The sequence below is a fragment of the Streptomyces sp. DSM 120436 genome (assembly GCF_055778765.1).
Genome location: NZ_JBSKBS010000002.1, coordinates 216,213 through 233,017, shown reverse-complemented (window position 1 = coordinate 233,017; position 16,805 = coordinate 216,213). Strand labels below are relative to the sequence as shown.

At 73.3% G+C, this 16,805-nt stretch carries 17 protein-coding genes and 2 pseudogenes; 11 read left to right on the top strand and 8 right to left on the bottom strand.

The window, feature by feature from the left end:
- Positions 1–13: 13 nt before the first annotated feature.
- Positions 14–889, bottom strand: a complete 876-nt coding sequence (locus tag ACWH4W_RS22845; protein ID WP_473077726.1) for a PhzF family phenazine biosynthesis isomerase — start codon at positions 887–889, stop codon at positions 14–16.
- A 182-nt stretch (positions 890–1,071) separates the two neighbouring features.
- On the opposite strand from ACWH4W_RS22845, the gene ACWH4W_RS22840 reads away from it, so the two are divergent.
- From ACWH4W_RS22840 to ACWH4W_RS22820, 5 genes are all read left to right on the top strand, one after another.
- Positions 1,072–3,390 (top strand): FdhF/YdeP family oxidoreductase, encoded by a 2,319-nt coding sequence (locus tag ACWH4W_RS22840; RefSeq protein WP_473077725.1) that lies wholly within the window; start codon positions 1,072–1,074, stop codon positions 3,388–3,390.
- A gap of 454 nt (positions 3,391–3,844) precedes the next feature.
- A complete protein-coding gene (locus tag ACWH4W_RS22835) occupies positions 3,845–4,861 on the top strand; it encodes a TrbL/VirB6 family protein (RefSeq protein ID WP_473077724.1) in 1,017 nt (338 codons plus the stop codon).
- Positions 4,862–5,038: 177 nt separating this feature from the next.
- Positions 5,039–5,170 carry a hypothetical protein gene (locus ACWH4W_RS22830; RefSeq protein WP_473077723.1) on the top strand — a complete coding sequence of 44 codons (132 nt, stop codon included), beginning with the start codon at positions 5,039–5,041 and terminating at the stop codon, positions 5,168–5,170.
- 99 nt (positions 5,171–5,269) lie between these two features.
- Positions 5,270–6,088: a nucleotidyltransferase domain-containing protein gene (locus ACWH4W_RS22825; protein WP_473077722.1), complete on the top strand. Its 819-nt coding sequence runs from the start codon at positions 5,270–5,272 to the stop codon at positions 6,086–6,088.
- Between the two features lie 131 nt (positions 6,089–6,219).
- Positions 6,220–6,693: an SRPBCC family protein gene (locus tag ACWH4W_RS22820; RefSeq protein ID WP_473077721.1), complete on the top strand. Its 474-nt coding sequence runs from the start codon at positions 6,220–6,222 to the stop codon at positions 6,691–6,693.
- Between the two features lie 86 nt (positions 6,694–6,779).
- Here the strand turns inward: ACWH4W_RS22820 and ACWH4W_RS22815 are convergent, their stop codons facing one another.
- Complete coding sequence (locus tag ACWH4W_RS22815) at positions 6,780–7,271, bottom strand: hemerythrin domain-containing protein (protein ID WP_473077720.1); 492 nt, start codon at positions 7,269–7,271, stop codon at positions 6,780–6,782.
- Positions 7,272–7,398: 127 nt separating this feature from the next.
- Here ACWH4W_RS22815 and ACWH4W_RS22810 point away from each other — a divergent pair, with 127 nt between their 5' ends.
- On the top strand, positions 7,399–7,620 hold the full coding sequence (locus tag ACWH4W_RS22810) for a Rossmann-fold NAD(P)-binding domain-containing protein (protein ID WP_473077719.1): 222 nt from the start codon (positions 7,399–7,401) through the stop codon (positions 7,618–7,620).
- Positions 7,621–7,639: 19 nt separating this feature from the next.
- On the opposite strand, the gene ACWH4W_RS22805 is transcribed toward ACWH4W_RS22810, so the two are convergent.
- On the bottom strand, positions 7,640–8,155 hold the full coding sequence (locus tag ACWH4W_RS22805; protein ID WP_473077718.1) for a GNAT family N-acetyltransferase: 516 nt from the start codon (positions 8,153–8,155) through the stop codon (positions 7,640–7,642).
- A gap of 482 nt (positions 8,156–8,637) precedes the next feature.
- On the opposite strand from ACWH4W_RS22805, the gene ACWH4W_RS22800 reads away from it, so the two are divergent.
- Positions 8,638–10,065 (top strand): APC family permease, encoded by a 1,428-nt coding sequence (locus tag ACWH4W_RS22800; RefSeq protein ID WP_473077717.1) that lies wholly within the window; start codon positions 8,638–8,640, stop codon positions 10,063–10,065.
- Positions 10,066–10,167: 102 nt separating this feature from the next.
- Here ACWH4W_RS22800 and ACWH4W_RS22795 read toward each other — a convergent pair.
- A pseudogene (locus tag ACWH4W_RS22795) lies at positions 10,168–10,518 on the bottom strand (mycothiol transferase); the annotation flags it as partial.
- A 722-nt stretch (positions 10,519–11,240) separates the two neighbouring features.
- On the opposite strand from ACWH4W_RS22795, the gene ACWH4W_RS22790 reads away from it, so the two are divergent.
- Together ACWH4W_RS22790 and ACWH4W_RS22785 are read left to right on the top strand one after the other, a co-directional pair.
- Positions 11,241–12,245 (top strand): sporulation protein, encoded by a 1,005-nt coding sequence (locus tag ACWH4W_RS22790; protein ID WP_473077716.1) that lies wholly within the window; start codon positions 11,241–11,243, stop codon positions 12,243–12,245.
- A gap of 151 nt (positions 12,246–12,396) precedes the next feature.
- Positions 12,397–12,852, top strand: coding sequence for a tellurite resistance TerB family protein (locus tag ACWH4W_RS22785; RefSeq protein ID WP_473077715.1), 456 nt, complete (start codon positions 12,397–12,399; stop codon positions 12,850–12,852).
- A gap of 71 nt (positions 12,853–12,923) precedes the next feature.
- Here ACWH4W_RS22785 and ACWH4W_RS22780 read toward each other — a convergent pair whose 3' ends face one another.
- Both ACWH4W_RS22780 and ACWH4W_RS22775 read right to left on the bottom strand, forming a co-directional pair.
- The gene (locus ACWH4W_RS22780) at positions 12,924–13,859 is read right to left on the bottom strand and encodes a M56 family metallopeptidase (RefSeq protein WP_473077714.1); all 936 of its coding nucleotides are present in this window, start codon (positions 13,857–13,859) and stop codon (positions 12,924–12,926) included.
- A gap of 6 nt (positions 13,860–13,865) precedes the next feature.
- Complete coding sequence (locus ACWH4W_RS22775) at positions 13,866–14,252, bottom strand: BlaI/MecI/CopY family transcriptional regulator (RefSeq protein ID WP_473077713.1); 387 nt, start codon at positions 14,250–14,252, stop codon at positions 13,866–13,868.
- A 212-nt stretch (positions 14,253–14,464) separates the two neighbouring features.
- Between ACWH4W_RS22775 and ACWH4W_RS22770 the strand changes: the two genes are divergently transcribed.
- Positions 14,465–15,040 (top strand): TerD family protein, encoded by a 576-nt coding sequence (locus ACWH4W_RS22770; RefSeq protein WP_473077712.1) that lies wholly within the window; start codon positions 14,465–14,467, stop codon positions 15,038–15,040.
- A 28-nt stretch (positions 15,041–15,068) separates the two neighbouring features.
- Positions 15,069–15,350, top strand: coding sequence for a twin-arginine translocase TatA/TatE family subunit (locus ACWH4W_RS22765; RefSeq protein ID WP_473077711.1), 282 nt, complete (start codon positions 15,069–15,071; stop codon positions 15,348–15,350).
- Positions 15,351–15,411: 61 nt separating this feature from the next.
- Here ACWH4W_RS22765 and ACWH4W_RS22760 read toward each other — a convergent pair.
- Positions 15,412–15,726 (bottom strand): annotated as a pseudogene (locus ACWH4W_RS22760) (GNAT family N-acetyltransferase); the annotation flags it as partial.
- Entirely contained in the window at positions 15,723–16,793 is a 1,071-nt protein-coding gene (locus tag ACWH4W_RS22755; protein ID WP_473077710.1) for a BUD32 family EKC/KEOPS complex subunit, read from the bottom strand. The gene ACWH4W_RS22755 and the pseudogene ACWH4W_RS22760, both read right to left, overlap by 4 nt.
- Positions 16,794–16,805: the final 12 nt, after the last annotated feature.

The following is a 16,805-nucleotide window of genomic DNA, read 5'->3' as shown; positions in this document are numbered from 1 at the left end:
CCCGCCCACGCCGTCAGCCGATGCGCACGCCCGCCCCGGTGACGCGGACACGGGGATCGCCCGCGCGCAGGGTCACCGTGAGCTCGCCGGGACGGCCCAGGTCCTCGCCCTGCCGCAACGTGAGGACGGCGTCCTCGGCGACCAGGCCCAGCTCACGGGCGTACCCGCCGAACGCGGCGGCCGCCGCCCCGGTCGCCGGGTCCTCGACGACACCGCCGACGGGGAACGGGTCACGGACGTGGAACAGCGTCGCCGACTCCCGCCACACCAGCTGCACGGTGGTGAGGTCCAGGCGGTGCATCAGCGCTTCGAGGCGCGCGAAGTCGTAGGCCAGATCGGCCAGACGGGCGCGGGTGGCCGCCGCCAGCACCAGGTGGCGGGCGCCGGCGTACGCCACGCGCGGAGGGAAGGCCGGGGCCAGGTCGGCGGCGGGCCAGTCCAGCGCGGCCAGCGCCTCCGCCAGATCGGCGTCCGTCACGTCCTCGACGTACGGCTCGACGCTGGTGAGCGTGGCCCGGACCGCGCCGTCCTCCTCCGTCACGTCCACCGGCACCGGGCCGGCCTGCGTCGCGAACAGCAGCGGCCCCGGGCCCCGACGCTCGGCGAGCGCGACGGCGGCCGCGACGGTCGCGTGCCCGCAGAACGGCACCTCGGCCTTCGGACTGAAGTACCGGATGCGGTACGTCCGTCCCTCCGGCCCGTCCAGACCCTCCGGCGGGGCGGTCAGGAACGCGGACTCCGAGTACCCGAGTCCGGCGGCGACGGCCAGCATGTCCCCGTCGTCCAGCGCACCGGCGTCCAGCACCACCCCGGCGGGGTTCCCGCCCGCGGGGTCGCTGGAGAAGGCGGTGTAACGCAGCACCTCGGGCCGCGACGCGATGTTTGTCATACGCGCGACAACACGAGCGGAGACCGTGATGTTCCCCCGGGCGCCGAGGGGGAACCCGGGGGCCGCGCTTCCCCCCGGCCGCAGCACGGCCGGGGCAACCCCATCGGCGGAAGATCATGTGGCCGTCCCCCCGCGGGAGCGTGAGACTGGGAGACGACCGCGTGTCCGGTGAAGGAGAGTCCATGCCCGAGCGGCCCGACGACGGTTCCCAGGAGCGGCTCACCGTGACACCGCCCAAGAAATGGGCCACGGGAGCACCCGCGGTGAAGCACGCGCTGGAGTACTCCCTCGAGCAGACCTCCCCCCTGCGCGCGGGGCAGACGCTGCTGACCATGAACCAGGTCGACGGCATCGACTGTCCCGGCTGCGCCTGGGCCGACCCGGCCCCGGGGCAGCGGCACCGCAACGAGTACTGCGAGAACGGCGCCAAGCACATCAACGACGAGGCGACCACCCGGCGCATCAGCCGCGACTTCTTCCGCGAGCACACGGTGTCCGACCTCGCCCGACGCTCGGACAAGTGGCTCAACGACCAGGGCCGGCTCACCGAACCGATGGTCAAGCGGCCCGACTCCGACCACTACGAGCCGATCAGCTGGCACGACGCCTTCGGACTGCTCGCCGGTGAACTCACCTCCCTCGACTCGCCCGACGAGGCCGTCTTCTACACCTCCGGCCGCGCCAGCAACGAGGCCGCCTTCGTGCTCCAGCTGTTCGCCCGCGCCTTCGGCACCAACAACCTGCCCGACTGCAGCAACCTGTGCCACGAGTCCAGCGGCTACGCCCTGCACGAGACCCTCGGCACCGGCAAGGGCACGGTCAGCCTGGAGGACATGCACCACGCCGACCTGATCTTCGTCGTGGGGCAGAACCCCGGTTCCAACCACCCCCGCCAGCTCTCCGCGCTGGAGACGGCCAAACGCAACGGCGCCCGCATCATCGCGGTCAACCCGCTCCCCGAGGCCGGACTGCTGCGCTTCAAGAACCCGCAGAAGGCGCGCGGACTGATCGGCCACGGCACCCCGATCGCCGACCGGTTCCTGCAGATCCGCGTCGGCGGCGACCTCGCGCTGTTCCAGGGCCTCAACCGGCTCCTCCTGGAGGCCGAGGACGCCCGCCCCGGCACGGTGCTCGACCACGACTTCATCCGCACCAACACCGAGGGGTTCGAGGAGTTCGCCCGGCACGTCCGCGCCGTCGACTGGGACGACGTCCTCACCGCGACCGGCCTCACCCGCGAGGAGATCGAGCAGGTCCGCGACGACGTACTGCGCTCCGAACGGGTCATCGTCTGCTGGGCGATGGGCATCACCCAGCACAAGCACGCGGTGCCCACCATCCGTGAGTTCGTCAACTTCCTCATGCTGCGCGGCAACCTGGGCCGTGCGGGCGCCGGAGCCTGCCCCGTGCGCGGCCACAGCAACGTGCAGGGCGACCGGACGATGGGCATCTGGGAGAAGATGCCGGACTCCTTCCTCGACTCCCTGCAGCAGGAGTTCGGCTTCGACCCGCCGCGCCACCACGGACTCGACTCGGTGAACGCGATCCGCGCGATGCTCGAGGGGCGCGTCACGTTCTTCCTCTCCCTCGCCGGCAACTTCGTCCGCGCCGCACCCGACAGCATGGTCACCGAGGAGGCCATGCGCGCCTGCCGGCTGACCGCCCACATCTCCACCAAGCTCAACCGGACGCACACCGTCTGCGGCCGTACCGCGCTGATCCTGCCGACCCTCGGCCGCACCGAACGGGACGTGCAGTCCGGCGGCGAGCAGTTCGTCACCGTGGAGAACTCGATGAGCGAGGTGCACACCTCCCGCGGGCGCCTCCAGCCGGCCTCCCCGCTGCTGCTCAGCGAGGTCGCCATCCTCTGCCGCCTCGCCCGCCGCACCCTCGCCGGACGCGGCCCCGACATCCCCTGGACGGCGTTCGAGTCCGACTACGGCGAGATCCGGGACCGCATCTCCCGCATCGTGCCGGGACTGCACGACTTCGACCGGCGCGTGGTGCGCCCCGGCGGCATCCGGCTGCCCAACGCGGTCAACGAGGGCGTGTTCCACACCGAGGGCGGCAAGGCCCGGTTCACCCGCAACGACCACGAGGCGCCCAGCGTCCCCGACGGCCACCTGCTGCTGCAGACGCTGCGCTCCCACGACCAGTGGAACACCGTGCCCTACACGGACAGCGACCGCTACCGGGGCATCCACGGCAGCCGGCGCGTCGTCCTCGTCAACCCGCGCGACCTCACCGAACTGGGTCTCGCCGACGGGGACCGCGTCGACCTGGTCGGCGTGTGGACGGACGGCACGGAGCGGCGCGCCGACGGCTTCACGGTCGTCGCGTACCCCACGAAGGCCGGGACGGCGGCCGCCTACTACCCGGAGACCAACGTCCTGGTCCCCCTGGACAGCGTCGCCGACGGCAGCAACCAGCCCGCCTCCAAGAGCGTCGTCGTCCGGCTGGAGCCCGCGCCCCGGCCGGCTGCGGCACCGGTCCCCGGCTGAGGAGGACGGCGGCCGGGGCGTCCACCCCTCCGGCACGTGCGCGCGGTCACCGTGTGGTGCCCGGTACGGGGCGACCACGTCGTCGTGGTCTCCCGCCGGTCGCGCCCCGAGGGCCGGCATCCCGGGGCGCCCGCCCCCTTCGCCGGCGGGCGCGCGAGGCGATCGACACGGCGCAGGACCTCCCGGGGAGCGGGGCGTCGGCAGTGCCTCGCGGAGGGACGCGTCGGCGAGGCCGCCATGGACGTCGTGCCGGTGGTCCCCGGACGCGGCGAGCGATGCTTCGGGCCGGTGGACGGGCAGCGGCAAGCACCTGCTGGAGGACCCGCACGTCGTGATCCCGGGCGCCGGGCCATGCACCTGGTCCACCGCGTCCGCCGCTGACCGGCCGACCGAGCACCGGTCCGCCGCCCGCCGCAAGATGGAACGAGGGGGCCGACGACCGAGAGGTGCGGTGATGGGTGACAACGCCGACGACACCGAGAACGACGCGGCGGAGATCGAGGAGACGGAGGCCTACGACGCCTACGACGCCGACGAGGGCGGGGACGAGGAAGCCGTCGCCCGGCCTCCGGCCACCCCCGCGGACACGGACGTCTTCCTCGACGTCCCGCTGCTCAAGGTCGACGAGATCGACCTGGACGTCGAGGATCTGCGCGCCCATGTCTCGCTCCAGGCCGAGGTGCTCGACCTGCTGAAACTGAGCGTCGGCGCGGACGTCTCCCTCGGCCGGGTGCACCTGGGCATCTCGGGTGTGGAGGCCCGGGCCCAGCTCAAGGTGCGCCTCGACAACGTGGCCGTGATCGTCAACCGCGTGCTCACCACCGTGGACCGCAACCCGGAGATCCTCACCGAACTGGCCCGGGGCGTGAGCGCCGCCGTGCGGGACGTCGGCGGCGGGGCCCGGGAAGCGGTCGGCGCGGTGGGCACGGGCGCGGGACAGGCCGTCCAGGACGTCGGACGCGGCGCGGGAGGAGCGGTCCGGGACGTCGGACGCGGCGCGGGAGGAGCGGTCCGGGACGTCGGACGCGGCGCGGGAGGAGCCGTCGAAGAGGTCGGCCGGGGCGCCGGGGGCGCGGTGCGGGACGTCGGCGCGGGGGCCGGGGAGGCCGTCCAGGACGTCGGGGGCGGGGTCGGCGAGGTCGCGGAGGACGTGGGACGCGGCGCGGGAGCGGCGGTGGAGGAACTGGGCGGGGGAGCGGGGCGCACCGTCGAGGACGTCGGCTCGGGGGCGGGGCAGGTCGCCGAGGGGGCGGGGGAGACCGCCGCCGGGGCGGCCTCGGCCGGGCCGGAGGCCGCGGACGCGGCGGGCGGCGCCCCGGCCCCCGCTCGCAAGGCGACCCGGTCGGCCGCGAAGAAACGGACGGCGGCCGAGGGCGGCACCGCCAAGCGCCGGGTACGCGGCGAGGACGGCAAACCGCTCCCGAGGCGCGCCCGCCGCCCCACCGTGGGGGAGCCGGGAGAGCCGCCCTGAACGCCCGGGACCCAGGACGACGACCCGAGGGACATCGTCTTCCACGCGACGGTCCGCGCCGACCGCCTCCGCTTCGCCGACGCTCCCCGCACCGCGGTCCGCTTCCCGGGCACGGGCGACCGCCCGTCGGTCAGCCACAGCGACCGCACCCACCTCCCGGACCGGGTCGAACCGGGCGTGGACTACCACGACGTCACGGTCCACTACCGCCTGGAGACGGGCGTGCCGGACGCGGCCGGAACCGCGCCCGCCCCCGACGACCTCCCCGAGCGGTCCGGCGGCGCGGGCCGGGCACGCACGGGTCCGTAGGGGCGCCGCCGGGGTGGCCGGCGTCTGGGGGCGCTGACCCCCGCGACGGAACGGAAAACGCGGTCGCGGCGCCGGGCCCCGTTCGGCACACTCGGTCCGATGGACGAGATCTCCCGCGTCGCGGACCGGCTGCACGAGGTCGACGGCGTCGTCGCGGTCACCCTCGGCGGCAGCCGTGCCCGCGGCACGCACCGCCCCGACTCGGACGTCGACCTGGGGCTGTACTACCGGGCTCCCCTCGACACGGCGGCGTTGCGCCGGCTGGCCGCCGCACTGTCCGGAGACACGGCGGAGGTCTCCGAGCCCGGCGGCTGGGGCCCGTGGGTCGACGGCGGTGCCTGGCTGACCGTCGACGGCACCCCCGTCGACTGGATCTACCGCGACCTGGACCGTGTCCACCGGGTCTGGCAGCGGTGCCGCGACGGACACGTCGAGACCGGCGTCCAGGCCGGCCACCCGTACGGCTTCTCCTCCCACACGTACTCCGGGGAGGTGGCCCTGGCCCGCGTCCTCACCGACCCCACCGGCGAGCTCACCGCGCTGCAGACGGAGATCCGCTCCGGATATCCCCGGCCCCTGCGGAACGCGCTGGTGGGACAGGCGCGCTGGGAGGCGCCGTTCATCCTGGCCGCCGCTCGCAAGGGCGTCCCGCGCGGCGACGCCTTCCATGTGGCCGGCTGTCTCCACCGCGCGGTCGGCCTCCTCGTCCACGCCCTGCACGCCGACGCCGGCGCCTGGGTGCTCAACGAGAAGGACGCGGTCCGCTCGGCGGGCGCGCTCCCGTCCGCCCCCGCCGACTTCACCGCCCGCGCCCACGCCCTCTTCGGCACGCTCGACGCGTCCCCGGAGCGCCTCACGGCCGCGATCGACGACGCCGGCCGGCTGGCCGCCGACGTACTGGACGCGCTCCCCGGCTGAGCGCGGACGGCACCCGGATATTTCAGACGCCGCCTGCCGGGTACTCGCCGCTCCGGACGACCCGTACAGGGCGAAGGGCCGGAGCGCCCGGCACGCCGCCGGCCCTTCGTGCAGAGAACCCAGGAGGATCCATGAGCACGGTCAAGGAAACGGTCGATGTGAACGTCCCCGTCCGCCGGGCCTACGACCAGTGGACGCAGTTCGAGGACTTCCCGCGCTTCATGGAGGGCGTCGAGGAAGTGACACAGCTCGACGACCGCCACAACCACTGGACCACCAAGATCGGTGGGGTGAAGCGCGAGTTCGACACGGAGATCGTGGACCAGCTCGTCGACGACCGGGTCACCTGGCGGACCATCGACGGTGACACGAAGCAGCGCGGGTCGGTGCGGTTCGAACCGCTGGACGACACGCACACCCGCGTGGAACTCACCATGGACGTCGAGCCCACCGGCATGGCCGAGAAGGGCGCGGACGCCCTGGGCATCATCGACCGCCGGGTCAAGGGCGACCTGCACCGCTTCAAGGAGTACGTCGAGAAGGGCGGCAGCGGCGGCGGCTGGCACGGCCGTATCCGCCCTGAGGACCCGGCCGCCGGCCACTGACACCCGGCCACCGGAGACACACGGAGGCCGGCCCTTCCCGGATGAGGGAGGGCCGGCCTTCCCCGGGCCGTACCACCGGCCGTGCGTCAGGACTCGACGATCTTGCGCACGTTGTCCACGGAGCCGCAGCCGGACTTCAGCTGGCGCTCCCGCTCCTCCCAGAACGCCTTGCCCAGTTCCTCACGCCGCTCCATCGCCACGTTCTCCCGGGCGCCGTTGAGGATCGTGCGCTCCTCCTCGTCGGCGTGGTGCGTGACGGCCTCGACGAGCTCCTCCAGCTTCTCGTCCCACTCGTCGCCGCCGATCTCCTCGACCTCGAGCAGGGCCAGCAGGGCCTGGTTGCCCTCGTCGTGCTCCTCCTCGCCGTGCTCGACCTCGTCGTCGTCGATCTTCTTGTAGCGCTTCAGCGCGGGGTACACCTTGGACTCCTCGGCCAGCGCGTGGGCGATCAGGAGGTCCGAGAACTCGCGCAGCGCGGCGCCCCGGTCGTCCTCGACGCTGCGCATCCGGCGGAACAGGTCCTCCATGCGCCGGTGGTCCTGGAGGATGAGCTCGACGACGTCCGATGTCTCGGGCATGGGACTGCACTCCTTACGTGTGAGCGGACTTGGCGACTACCGAATGCCCCGTCCCGCCGGTCTGAGTACTCCCGATTCCCGGGAGAACCCTCCGGGGCGCACCGGCCGGTCACCGGTGTGCGGACCGGTGACCTCGCAGAAGCCTGCCGTCGGCCCACGGAACGTCGCCCGGCGACCGGCGAAGACGGCCGCCGCGGTCATCGCGTCGGCCGCACAGCAGCCCGTGCCGCCGCGGCTGGTGCTGTGCAGTGGCGCGTTCGCCTTCGTCCGCGACGCCCCGGCCGAACGCCTCGCCCACGTCGGGAGGCAGAAGGAGTCCGCCGCGGCCACCGGCATCCCGGCCGCCTGACAGCCGGGCCGACGGAGGGTCAGGACGGCGTGAGACCGGTGCGTGGGTCGATCGTCCAGTGATTGCTCCGCAGGACCCGGTCCGCGAACGTGACCTCCCGCTCCGCGACGAAGCGGAAGCCGAGGGAGCGGCAGATGCCGTTCGAGGCGGGATTGTCCGCGGCGGGGAACGCGTGCACGACGCCCCAGCGGTTCTCGTCGCGGGCCCGTTCGAGCAGGGTGCGGGCGGCGCGCCTGCCCAGGCCGCGGCCCTGGAACTCCGGCAGGATCATCCATCCGATCTCCGAGACCGGCCCGTCGTCCGTGCCGTGCGACCACAGGGTCACCGTTCCGGCCACCACGTCCGGCACGGCCGGATCGGGCACGATCATCTTGATCCACGAGACGTCGGCGGCCGCGTCGCGCGCGTCCCGGCGCACCTTGCCGGGCATGCCCTCCCGAGGCAGCGGGCCGCCCAGGTGGGCCATCATCACCGGGTCGCACCGCATACGGATGTACGCGTCCACGTCGTCCGGCACGACATTCCGCAGCTGCACGGCGTCCTCCTCGCTCGGCCTGGAAGGACCCTACTCAGCCGTGGGACCCGGCGGCGCCTGTCACGCGGTGCCCCCGCACCCGGCCCCGTACTGACGAAGGGGGCGGGGACCGAGACCCACCACGACGGAAGCCGGACCGGCCACGGCGACCCCGGGCGAGCCGATGAACAGCGCCGGCCTCTCCGACACCGCGCTCGCCGCCGGCGACACCGGCGTCCCCGCGGTCGCCACCGCCAGAGCCGCGCCCGTCCTCCGGACCTCCGTGAGGAGGCGGCCGAACAGCGAACCGAGCGGGAACGTCCCGGAACTCGTCCCTTGCGACGAACGCGATCGTCGCGGCCGCCCGCGCCCGTGTCCGGCCGGGCGGAGCGGTCCCGCCCTCGCAACCGCCTCCCGCCTCCCGAGACCGGTGTGACGCGGCCCGTTTCCGCACCGGCACACGCGCGAGCGTGTTTTCGCCGGCACGGGGGACACGGTGCGGTATGGCAAGACGAGTCGGTCATAGGGCAGTGACGCGGACGCAGGGCACGGCACAGGGGCCGACGGCCCTCAAGCGCGCGCTGACGACCCCGCTGCTGTACTTCTTCATCCTGGGCGACGTGCTCGGCGCCGGTGTGTACGTCCTGGTCGGACAGGTCGCCGCCGACTCCGGGGGAGCGGTGTGGGTACCGCTCGTCGTCGCGCTGCTGCTGGCGATGCTCACCGCCGCCTCGTACGCCGAACTGGCGACGAAGTATCCCCGGGCCGGCGGCGCCTCCCACTACGCGACCCGCGCCTTCGGACCGTTCGCCGGCTTCGTCGCGGGCTTCTGCATGCTCGCCGCCGGCATCGTGTCCGTGGCGGCCCTCGCCCGCGGCTTCGGGGGCGACTACCTGTCGGCCTTCGTGACCCTGCCCGTGGGACTCGTCGCCGTGGTCTTCCTGGGCCTGCTCGCGCTCGTCAACGCGCGCGGCATCAAGGAGTCCACCCGCGCCAACGTCGTCGCCACCGTCGTCGAGGTGGGCGGCCTGGCCGTCATCGTCGTCCTCGGCGCGTGGCTGCTGCTGCGCGGCGACGGCGACCCCGGCCGGCTCACCGAGCTCGGCACGCCGGAGAAGGGCGCGGCGGCCGCCGTGCTGAGCGGCTCCGTGCTGGCGTACTACTCGTTCGTCGGGTTCGAGACCTCGGTGAACGTGGCCGAGGAGACCCGCGACCCGCGCCGCTCCTACCCCCGCGCTCTGTTCGGCGCGCTGGCCACCGCGGGCGCCGTGTACGTGCTGGTCGGCCTCGCCGCGTCCGCCGCCGTGCCGACCGCCGAGCTGGCCGCCTCCAGCGGGCCGCTGCTCGAGGTCGTGAAGGAGGCGGGCGGTGTGCCGCCCAGGCTGTTCAGCGCCATCGCCCTCGTCGCCGTGGCCAACGGCGCCCTGCTCACCGGCATCATGTCCTCCCGCCTGGCCTACGGCATGGCGAAGGACGGGCTGCTGCCGGGCGCGCTGACCAAGGTGCTGCCGGGCCGCCGCACCCCGTGGGCCGCCATCGCGGTCACCACCGGCCTGGCGATGCTCCTCGCCCTCACCGGCAGCGTCGCCACCCTCGCGTCCACCCTGGTCCTGCTGCTCCTCATCGTCTTCCTCATGGTCAACACCGCGGTCCTGGTGCTGCGCCGCGACCCGGGGACGGCCGACCACTTCCGTGCGCCGGTCGTCCTGCCGGTGCTGGGCATCGCGTCGTGCGTCGTGCTCGCCACGCAGATCGAGGCCGCGGTGTGGCTGCGCGGCCTGGCGATCGTGGCGGTCGGCATGGTGCTGGCCGCGATCAGCGCCGCCCGGCGCTCCAGGCGCGCGGACGATCACGCCGAGGAGGGTGCGGGGGAGAATCCGGAGAAGGACGCACGCAGGGGCGCGGACGAGGACGCGCCGCAGCGCGGCTGACCGTCGCCGCGGGACCGGACGCGCCCTTCGGACGCCCACGGCCCCGTCGACGCCCTCGCGCGGGAAGCCGACGTGCCCGTGGTGGCGGGCGTCCTCGAGCAGGACGTGCAGCATCACCATCCGCAGCGACACGTCCTTGCCCGTCTCGGCGGGTGCCCCGTCTCGGCTGGTGCCCCGCCTCGTCGAGGGAGGACGCCTCCCGCTCCGCCCGGCGCGCGTCCTCCGCCTCCCACGCCGTGAACGCCTCCCGCCGGGTCGACGCATCGGCGTCGCACGGGGCCTGGAAGCCGGCCGTGTCCGACCGGACCGCGGGGGCGTCGTCGTCCTGGAACACCGGCGGAACCAGGCCCGCTCCAGCCGGGCCATGTGCCGCACCAGCCCGAGCGGCGACAGCGTGGACGGCGGCATCCACCGCTTCCGCGGCTCCTCGTCGGCGAGGCCCTGGCACTTCATGGCGAGCGTCGCCCGGTGGTGGTCGGGGGGAGGCGCGCGGCATCTCGCGCTCGCCGCCGGACAGGGGCGGTCCGGCCCGGCTGTCGCTCGTCACCGCGGTGGGCTCCTTCGCGTGCGTGGGCGTACGAGCACGCCGCCCCGCGTCTTGCTCGCGGTCGGGGCGCGGACCGTGCCGGAAGGGCCGGCGTCGGGGGTGGTGGCCGCCCGGGACCTCGCCGGTCCGGGCGGTGATCCAGCGGCCTTCCTCGGACACGGGCACGGCGACGGCCCTGCCGGTGTCGTCGGACTCGCCGATCCGCCCGGAGCGCGAACTGCCGCGCCGATTCCTTCCGGCTCGCCCCCGCGCCGCGACGTGGCCGACCCGCCGCTGCCTCCCCCCTGCGGGCGACCCGTTTTCGGCCGTTTCCGGCGAGCGCTTCCCGACGTGCGGCTCACGGGCCGACCGCGCCTTATGCTTCTACGCGTCTGTAGAAAGGCCCGTCGGGCGGTGGGCCTGACACATGCTCAGGAGGGCACGGATGGCTGCGAGCGACCCGGTCGGGGCGTTGAGCACGACATCGGGAAGGGCGCGCCCGCACGCGCGGGGCGGACCTTCGCGAGGGGTGCCGGCCGCCCCGGCCGGGTGACCCGCCACCGTCGCCTCCGCGGTGCGTCCGCGCCTGCCCGGCCGTACGGCACCGCACCCCAGGAAACACACGCACGCAAAAGGAGTGGACGCCATCATGGTGTTCAAAAGACTGCTCGGATCCCTCGGCGTGGGCGGCCCCACGGTCGACACGGTCCTCGACCCGGGAGCGGCCCGGCCCGGTGGAGCGCTGACCGGCCGGGTCCACCTCGAAGGCGGTCAGGGCGACTTCGACATCGAGCACATCACCCTGGAGCTGGTGGCCCGGGTCGAGGCCGAGCACGACGAGGGTGAGAGCGAGGGCGTCGTCGCCTTCGAACGGTTCACCGTCGGCGGCGGTTTCCGGCTCGCCGCGGGTCAGCGGCACAGCGTCCCCTTCACGCTGACGCTGCCGTGGGAGACGCCGGTCACCGAACTGCACGGCCAGCACCTCGGCATCGTCCTCGGCGTGCGCACCGAACTCGCGGTGGCCGGCGCCCGGGACAAGGGCGACCTGGACCCGCTGAGCATCGCCCCGCTGCCCGCCCAGGAAGCGATCCTGGAGGCGTTCGGGCAGCTCGGCTTCGGCTTCAGGTCCGCCGACCTCGAGTACGGGCGCATCGCCGGCACCGGCCAGCGACTGCCCTTCTACCAGGAGATCGAACTCACCCCGGCGCCCCAGTACGCGCACCGGGTCAACGAGATCGAGGTGACCTTCCTGGCCGATCCGGGCGGCCTCGAGGTGGTCCTCGAGGCCGACAAGCGCGGCGGTCTTTTCTCCGGCGGCCACGACGCGCTGACCCGCTTCACCGTCGGCCACCACGACTCCCGCGACTGGAACGCCGAAGTGGACGCCTGGGTCCGCCAGTTGGTCGAGCACCGTGCGGCACCCGGCCACCACGGCGCCTACGGCCACGGCGCCCCCTACGGCGTTCACGACGACCACGGCCATCACGGCCACGACGGCCACCGCCGGAGCGGCCCCGGCATGGGCACCGCCGTCGCGGCGGGCGCCGCGGGTCTCGCCGTCGGTGTCGTGGGCGGCATGGTCGCGGCCGAAGTCGTCGACGAGATCGGCGACTTCTTCGAGGGCGACGAAGGCGACGAGGGGGACGAGGGCTGACGGCGACCCGCCTCGGGGTCACCGGCAGCGAGACGGCTGATCGCTGATCTCACCCCGCCCCTGCTGATATCTTCTACATCACTGTAGAAATAAAGGGAGCCCGGACACCCCCCTTCCGTCCGGGCTCCCGCCCGACACGTACGGAGCTCTCATGGCCCTGTGGGACCGCCTCAAGGAGTCCGCGTCATCGATGCAGACCCAGCTCATGGCGAAGAAGAACGATCTGACAAGCGGCGCCTTCCGTGACGCCAGCATGGCGATGTGCGCGCTCGTCGCCGCCGCCGACGGCACCGTCGACCCCGCCGAGCGGCAGCGCGTCGCCCAGCTCATCGCCACCAACGAGGTGCTGCGGAACTTCCCCGCCGACGACCTGCGCCGCCGCTTCGAGGACAACCTCGACAAGCTCACCACCGACTTCGCGTTCGGCAAGGTGAGCGTCATCCAGGAGATCGCCAAGGCGAAGAAGAAGCCCGCCGAGGCACGGGCCGTGATCCAGATCGGCATCGTCATCGGCGGCGCCGACGGCGACTTCGACAAGGACGAGCAGGCCGTGGTCCGCGAGGCGTGCTTCGCGCTGGACCTGCCGCCGCACGAGTTCGACCTCTGACCGCGACCTTGACGCGCGAAAGGCCGGAACCGTCACGGTTCCGGCCCTTCGCGCAGCCCGCGCGGTCGCGGTCACAGCGGCGTGGCCGCGTACAGGATGAGCACCATCGTCACCGCGGAGTTCGCGGACGACATCGCCGACACGACGGCTCCCGTGGCCGCGCCCCACGCCGCGACGCCCACCGCCGTGAACAGGGAGGGCCAGGTGCGCACCGCCGGCGCGGGCCCGAGCAGGGCCGCCACCCGGCGCGGTACCGGTCCCGCCGCGGCCAGACCGGCCAGCGTGGCCGCCGGAGTGCCCCGGGACACCAGTGCCGCCCTGCCGATGGCGCGTGCCACGGTGCGGCGGCTGCCGACCGTCTGCGCCGCCTCCTCGTCCGCCCACCGCTCCGTCGAGTACGCCACCGCCGTGCGCAGCGGCCGCAGGAACGGATTGGCCTGGGCGGCCAGTCGCACCGTGAGGAGGAAACGGTGGTGACGGGCCGCCAGATGGGCTCGCTCGTGGGCGAACAACGCCCGCCGCTCGGCCGGTTCCAGGCAGTCCAGCAGGGCCGTGGTGACCACCACACGGCCCCGTCGGCCGCCGCCCGGCAGGGCGTACGCGTACGGCGCGCTGTCCGGCAGGACGGCCACCTCCGTGTCCCGCAGTCCCGCCAGCGCCCGATGGGTGCGACGGCGCACCCGGACGTGCCGCCACCAGGTCCGGCCGCACGCGACCAGCACGGCGAACAGCGCGGGGATCGCCGCCTTGCCCACCACCTCGTCGTACGGCACCGCCGCCCGCACCTCGGGGTCCGACCAGCCGTCGGGCAGTGGGTTGCCGGGAAGCTGGGCGGTGCCGACCACCATCACCAGCGCCAGACAGAGCGTGCTGCACGCCGCCATCACCGCGGCCACCCCGGTCAGCAGCCGCGTCGCGGTCCGCGGATGCAGATGCTGCTCGGCCAGGCGCGCGATCGGCCACGCCGTCAGCGGCAGCACCAGCGGCAGAAAGACGAAGACCCCCATGAGGCCTCAGTCTTCCCCGTCGCGCCCCGCCGGACGCAGCAGCTCCCGCAGCAGCCGCTCGTCGTCAGGCCCCAGGCCGGTCACGAAGCTGGCCAGCACGGCCTCGCGGTCGCTCTCCGAGTCCAGCACCTTGCGCATCCGCCGGGCGGCCAGCCCCGCCTGGTCCAGCGCGCACGTCCAGGCGAACGACCGGCCCGCCCGCTCCCGCGTGACGGCGCCCTTGGCCAGCAGCCGGGTCAGGATGGTGATCACGGTCGTGTACGCGAGGTCGCCGCCCAGCCGCTCCTGCACCCAGCCGGCGGTGGCCGGTCCGTCCGCCTCCTTGAGCGCCGACAGGACCAGAGCCTCCAGCTCGCCCTGTCCCCGCCGGGGACGCTGCCGCTGCCCGCCCACGTCCTGTCTCCCCTCTGCCGCCGTGCGTTTCCCGCGCGGCCATCGTATAGACGCCCGCACCTCGCCCGGCCCCGCGCCGAGTGCGGTCGCATGCCGAGTGGCGCACGCGACGTACGGTCGCACGCCCTGCCCTGTGATCTCTACAGTGATGTAGATTCATAGCTCCGGACCCGAGCCGCGGGCCCGACCCACCCGCCGAGAAGGAGCACACCGTGGGAGTTTCCCTGTCCAAGGGCGGCAACGTCTCGCTCAGCAAGGAGGCGCCGGGCCTGACCGCCGTCCTGGTCGGTCTCGGCTGGGACGTCCGTACGACCACCGGCACCGACTACGACCTCGACGCCTCCGCCCTCCTCCTCGACGCCTCCGGCAAGGTGCCGTCGGACCGGCACTTCGTCTTCTACAACAACCTCACGAGCCCCGACGGCTCGGTGGAGCACACCGGTGACAACCTCACCGGTGAGGGCGAGGGCGACGACGAGAGCGTCAAGGTGAACCTCGCGGCCGTGCCCGCCGAGGTCGACCGGATCGTGTTCCCCGTCTCCATCCACGACGCCGAGAACCGCGGCCAGAGCTTCGGCCAGGTCCGCAACGCCTTCATCCGCGTCGTCAACCAGAGCGGCGGCGCCGAGATCGCCCGCTACGACCTGTCCGAGGACGCCTCCACCGAGACCGCGATGGTCTTCGGCGAGCTCTACCGTCACGGGGCCGATTGGAAGTTCCGCGCCGTCGGGCAGGGTTACGCTTCCGGCCTGGCCGGGATCGCCGCCGATTTCGGCGTGAACGTCTGACCCGGGAAGACGGAGGGAGCGGGAAACCATGTTCGGACTGAGCGAACTGGCCATCATCCTCATCGTCGTCATCGCGCTCGTCCTGGCCAAGAAGGGCCCCGAACTGGCCCGCAACGCGGGCAAGTCGGCCCGCATCCTCAAGGCCGAGGCGCGCGCCATGAAGCAGGAGGAGGAGCGGGCGACGGACACGCCGCCGCGGGTCGTCCAGGGCGAGACGATCCCGGGCCGCGTGGAGCCCTCGTCCACGGACGCCTCCCGGGGCACCGACCAGCACCCGGACGGCATGCCGCCGCAGACCGGCCGCCCGTAGCTCCGCGCGCTCCCCGGCCCCTGGGCTCCTTGCCCAGGGGCCGGGGAGCGGCAGGTGACCAGAGCGCGATGAGCCCGGCGGCCGTGTCCCTGAACCCGCAGGCGTCGAAGCAGAACGCCCGCAGATGCTCCTCGAAGTCGACATGCAGCCATTGACACCCGGCCGCACGGCTTCCCTCGGCAGCGACGCGCACCAGCGCGGACCCCACGCCTTCGGACCTGCTCCGCCGGGCCACCACCGTGTCCAGCACGAAGGCGTGGGCCCTCTCATGGCCGAGCCTGATCGGTCTCCACCGCACCGAAGAGCGCATCCTCGGCGGGCGCGTACCCGAACGAATCCATGGAGCCCTCTGGCCTTCCCTGACCACGCAGCTCAAGTCCCTGCCGGGAACGGCGGATCCCCGACCCGCCGGAGCATCTCGACCGGGAAAGGAGTCGTCCGGCTCTCCACCTGGAACCGGCGAAAGAAATCCCCCATCACGTCGGCCACCGGAGCGTACCGGGCCACCAGGTCGGCGACCGCGGCCGGCATCTGCCGGGGGCGGGCCCCTTCCGCGCAGGCCCGCACGAACGCCCTTCGCTCTTCCGCGTGGCACCCCAGCAGAGCCCCGGCCAGCCAGTTCACGAGATGGGTGACGGCGTAGTACCGGTCGTACGCGCGGTGCCGTTCGTGGAAGTCGGCCTCGGCCTGCGCGAGTTCGAAACGGGAGGAGAACGCGAGGCCGAAGTCGGTGAAGAAGAGCCTCCGGCCGTCGGTGAGGATGTTCTCGAAGTGCGCGTCGAAATGCAGCAGCCCGTTGGCCTTCATGAACGAGATGCCGGCTCTCAACCCGTCGTCCACCATGGCGCACGCTCGCTCGGCGGCCTCCACGCCGGCGCCCATCCGCTCACTCAGCCAGTCGTGCAGGTTCCGCGGTATGTACTCCATGAACAGGAGGAGACCGGCCGAGGACCGCTGCAGAGACTCGATGCGCCGGCGCACCTCGGCCCCGCCTCCCCAGTAGGCGACGGCGCGCTCGACATCGGCCAGTTCCTCGGGGAGCGGGTGGCCGTGGTCCGGCAGCACGCGCCAGTGGTGCATCAACGGAAAGCCTTCGTACTCCCCCTCGATCACCCAGTTCGTCGTCATGTGGTGCACGGCCAGCTCCCGCCAGGCGCCGAAGCCCGGGCCGCCGATCGTGCCGACTCCGTAGTGACAGAAGAGCGGCAGTTCGAACAGGTTCGCCGTGGAGTGCAGGTTCTCCGGTCGCCGCTCCAGACCGGTCAGGCGTATCCGTTTCACGAACACCGGCGTACCGGCGACGTCCAACAGCACGGTCTGCCCACCGATGCCGGAACCGAACGGCCTCCCGCCATCCACGAGTTCGCGCAGCTCGCGGTCACTGCACAGCGCCAGCGACGCGGACACGGCACCGTGGGCCGCCAGGCGAGCACCGCGGGACATGTCACGGTGCTC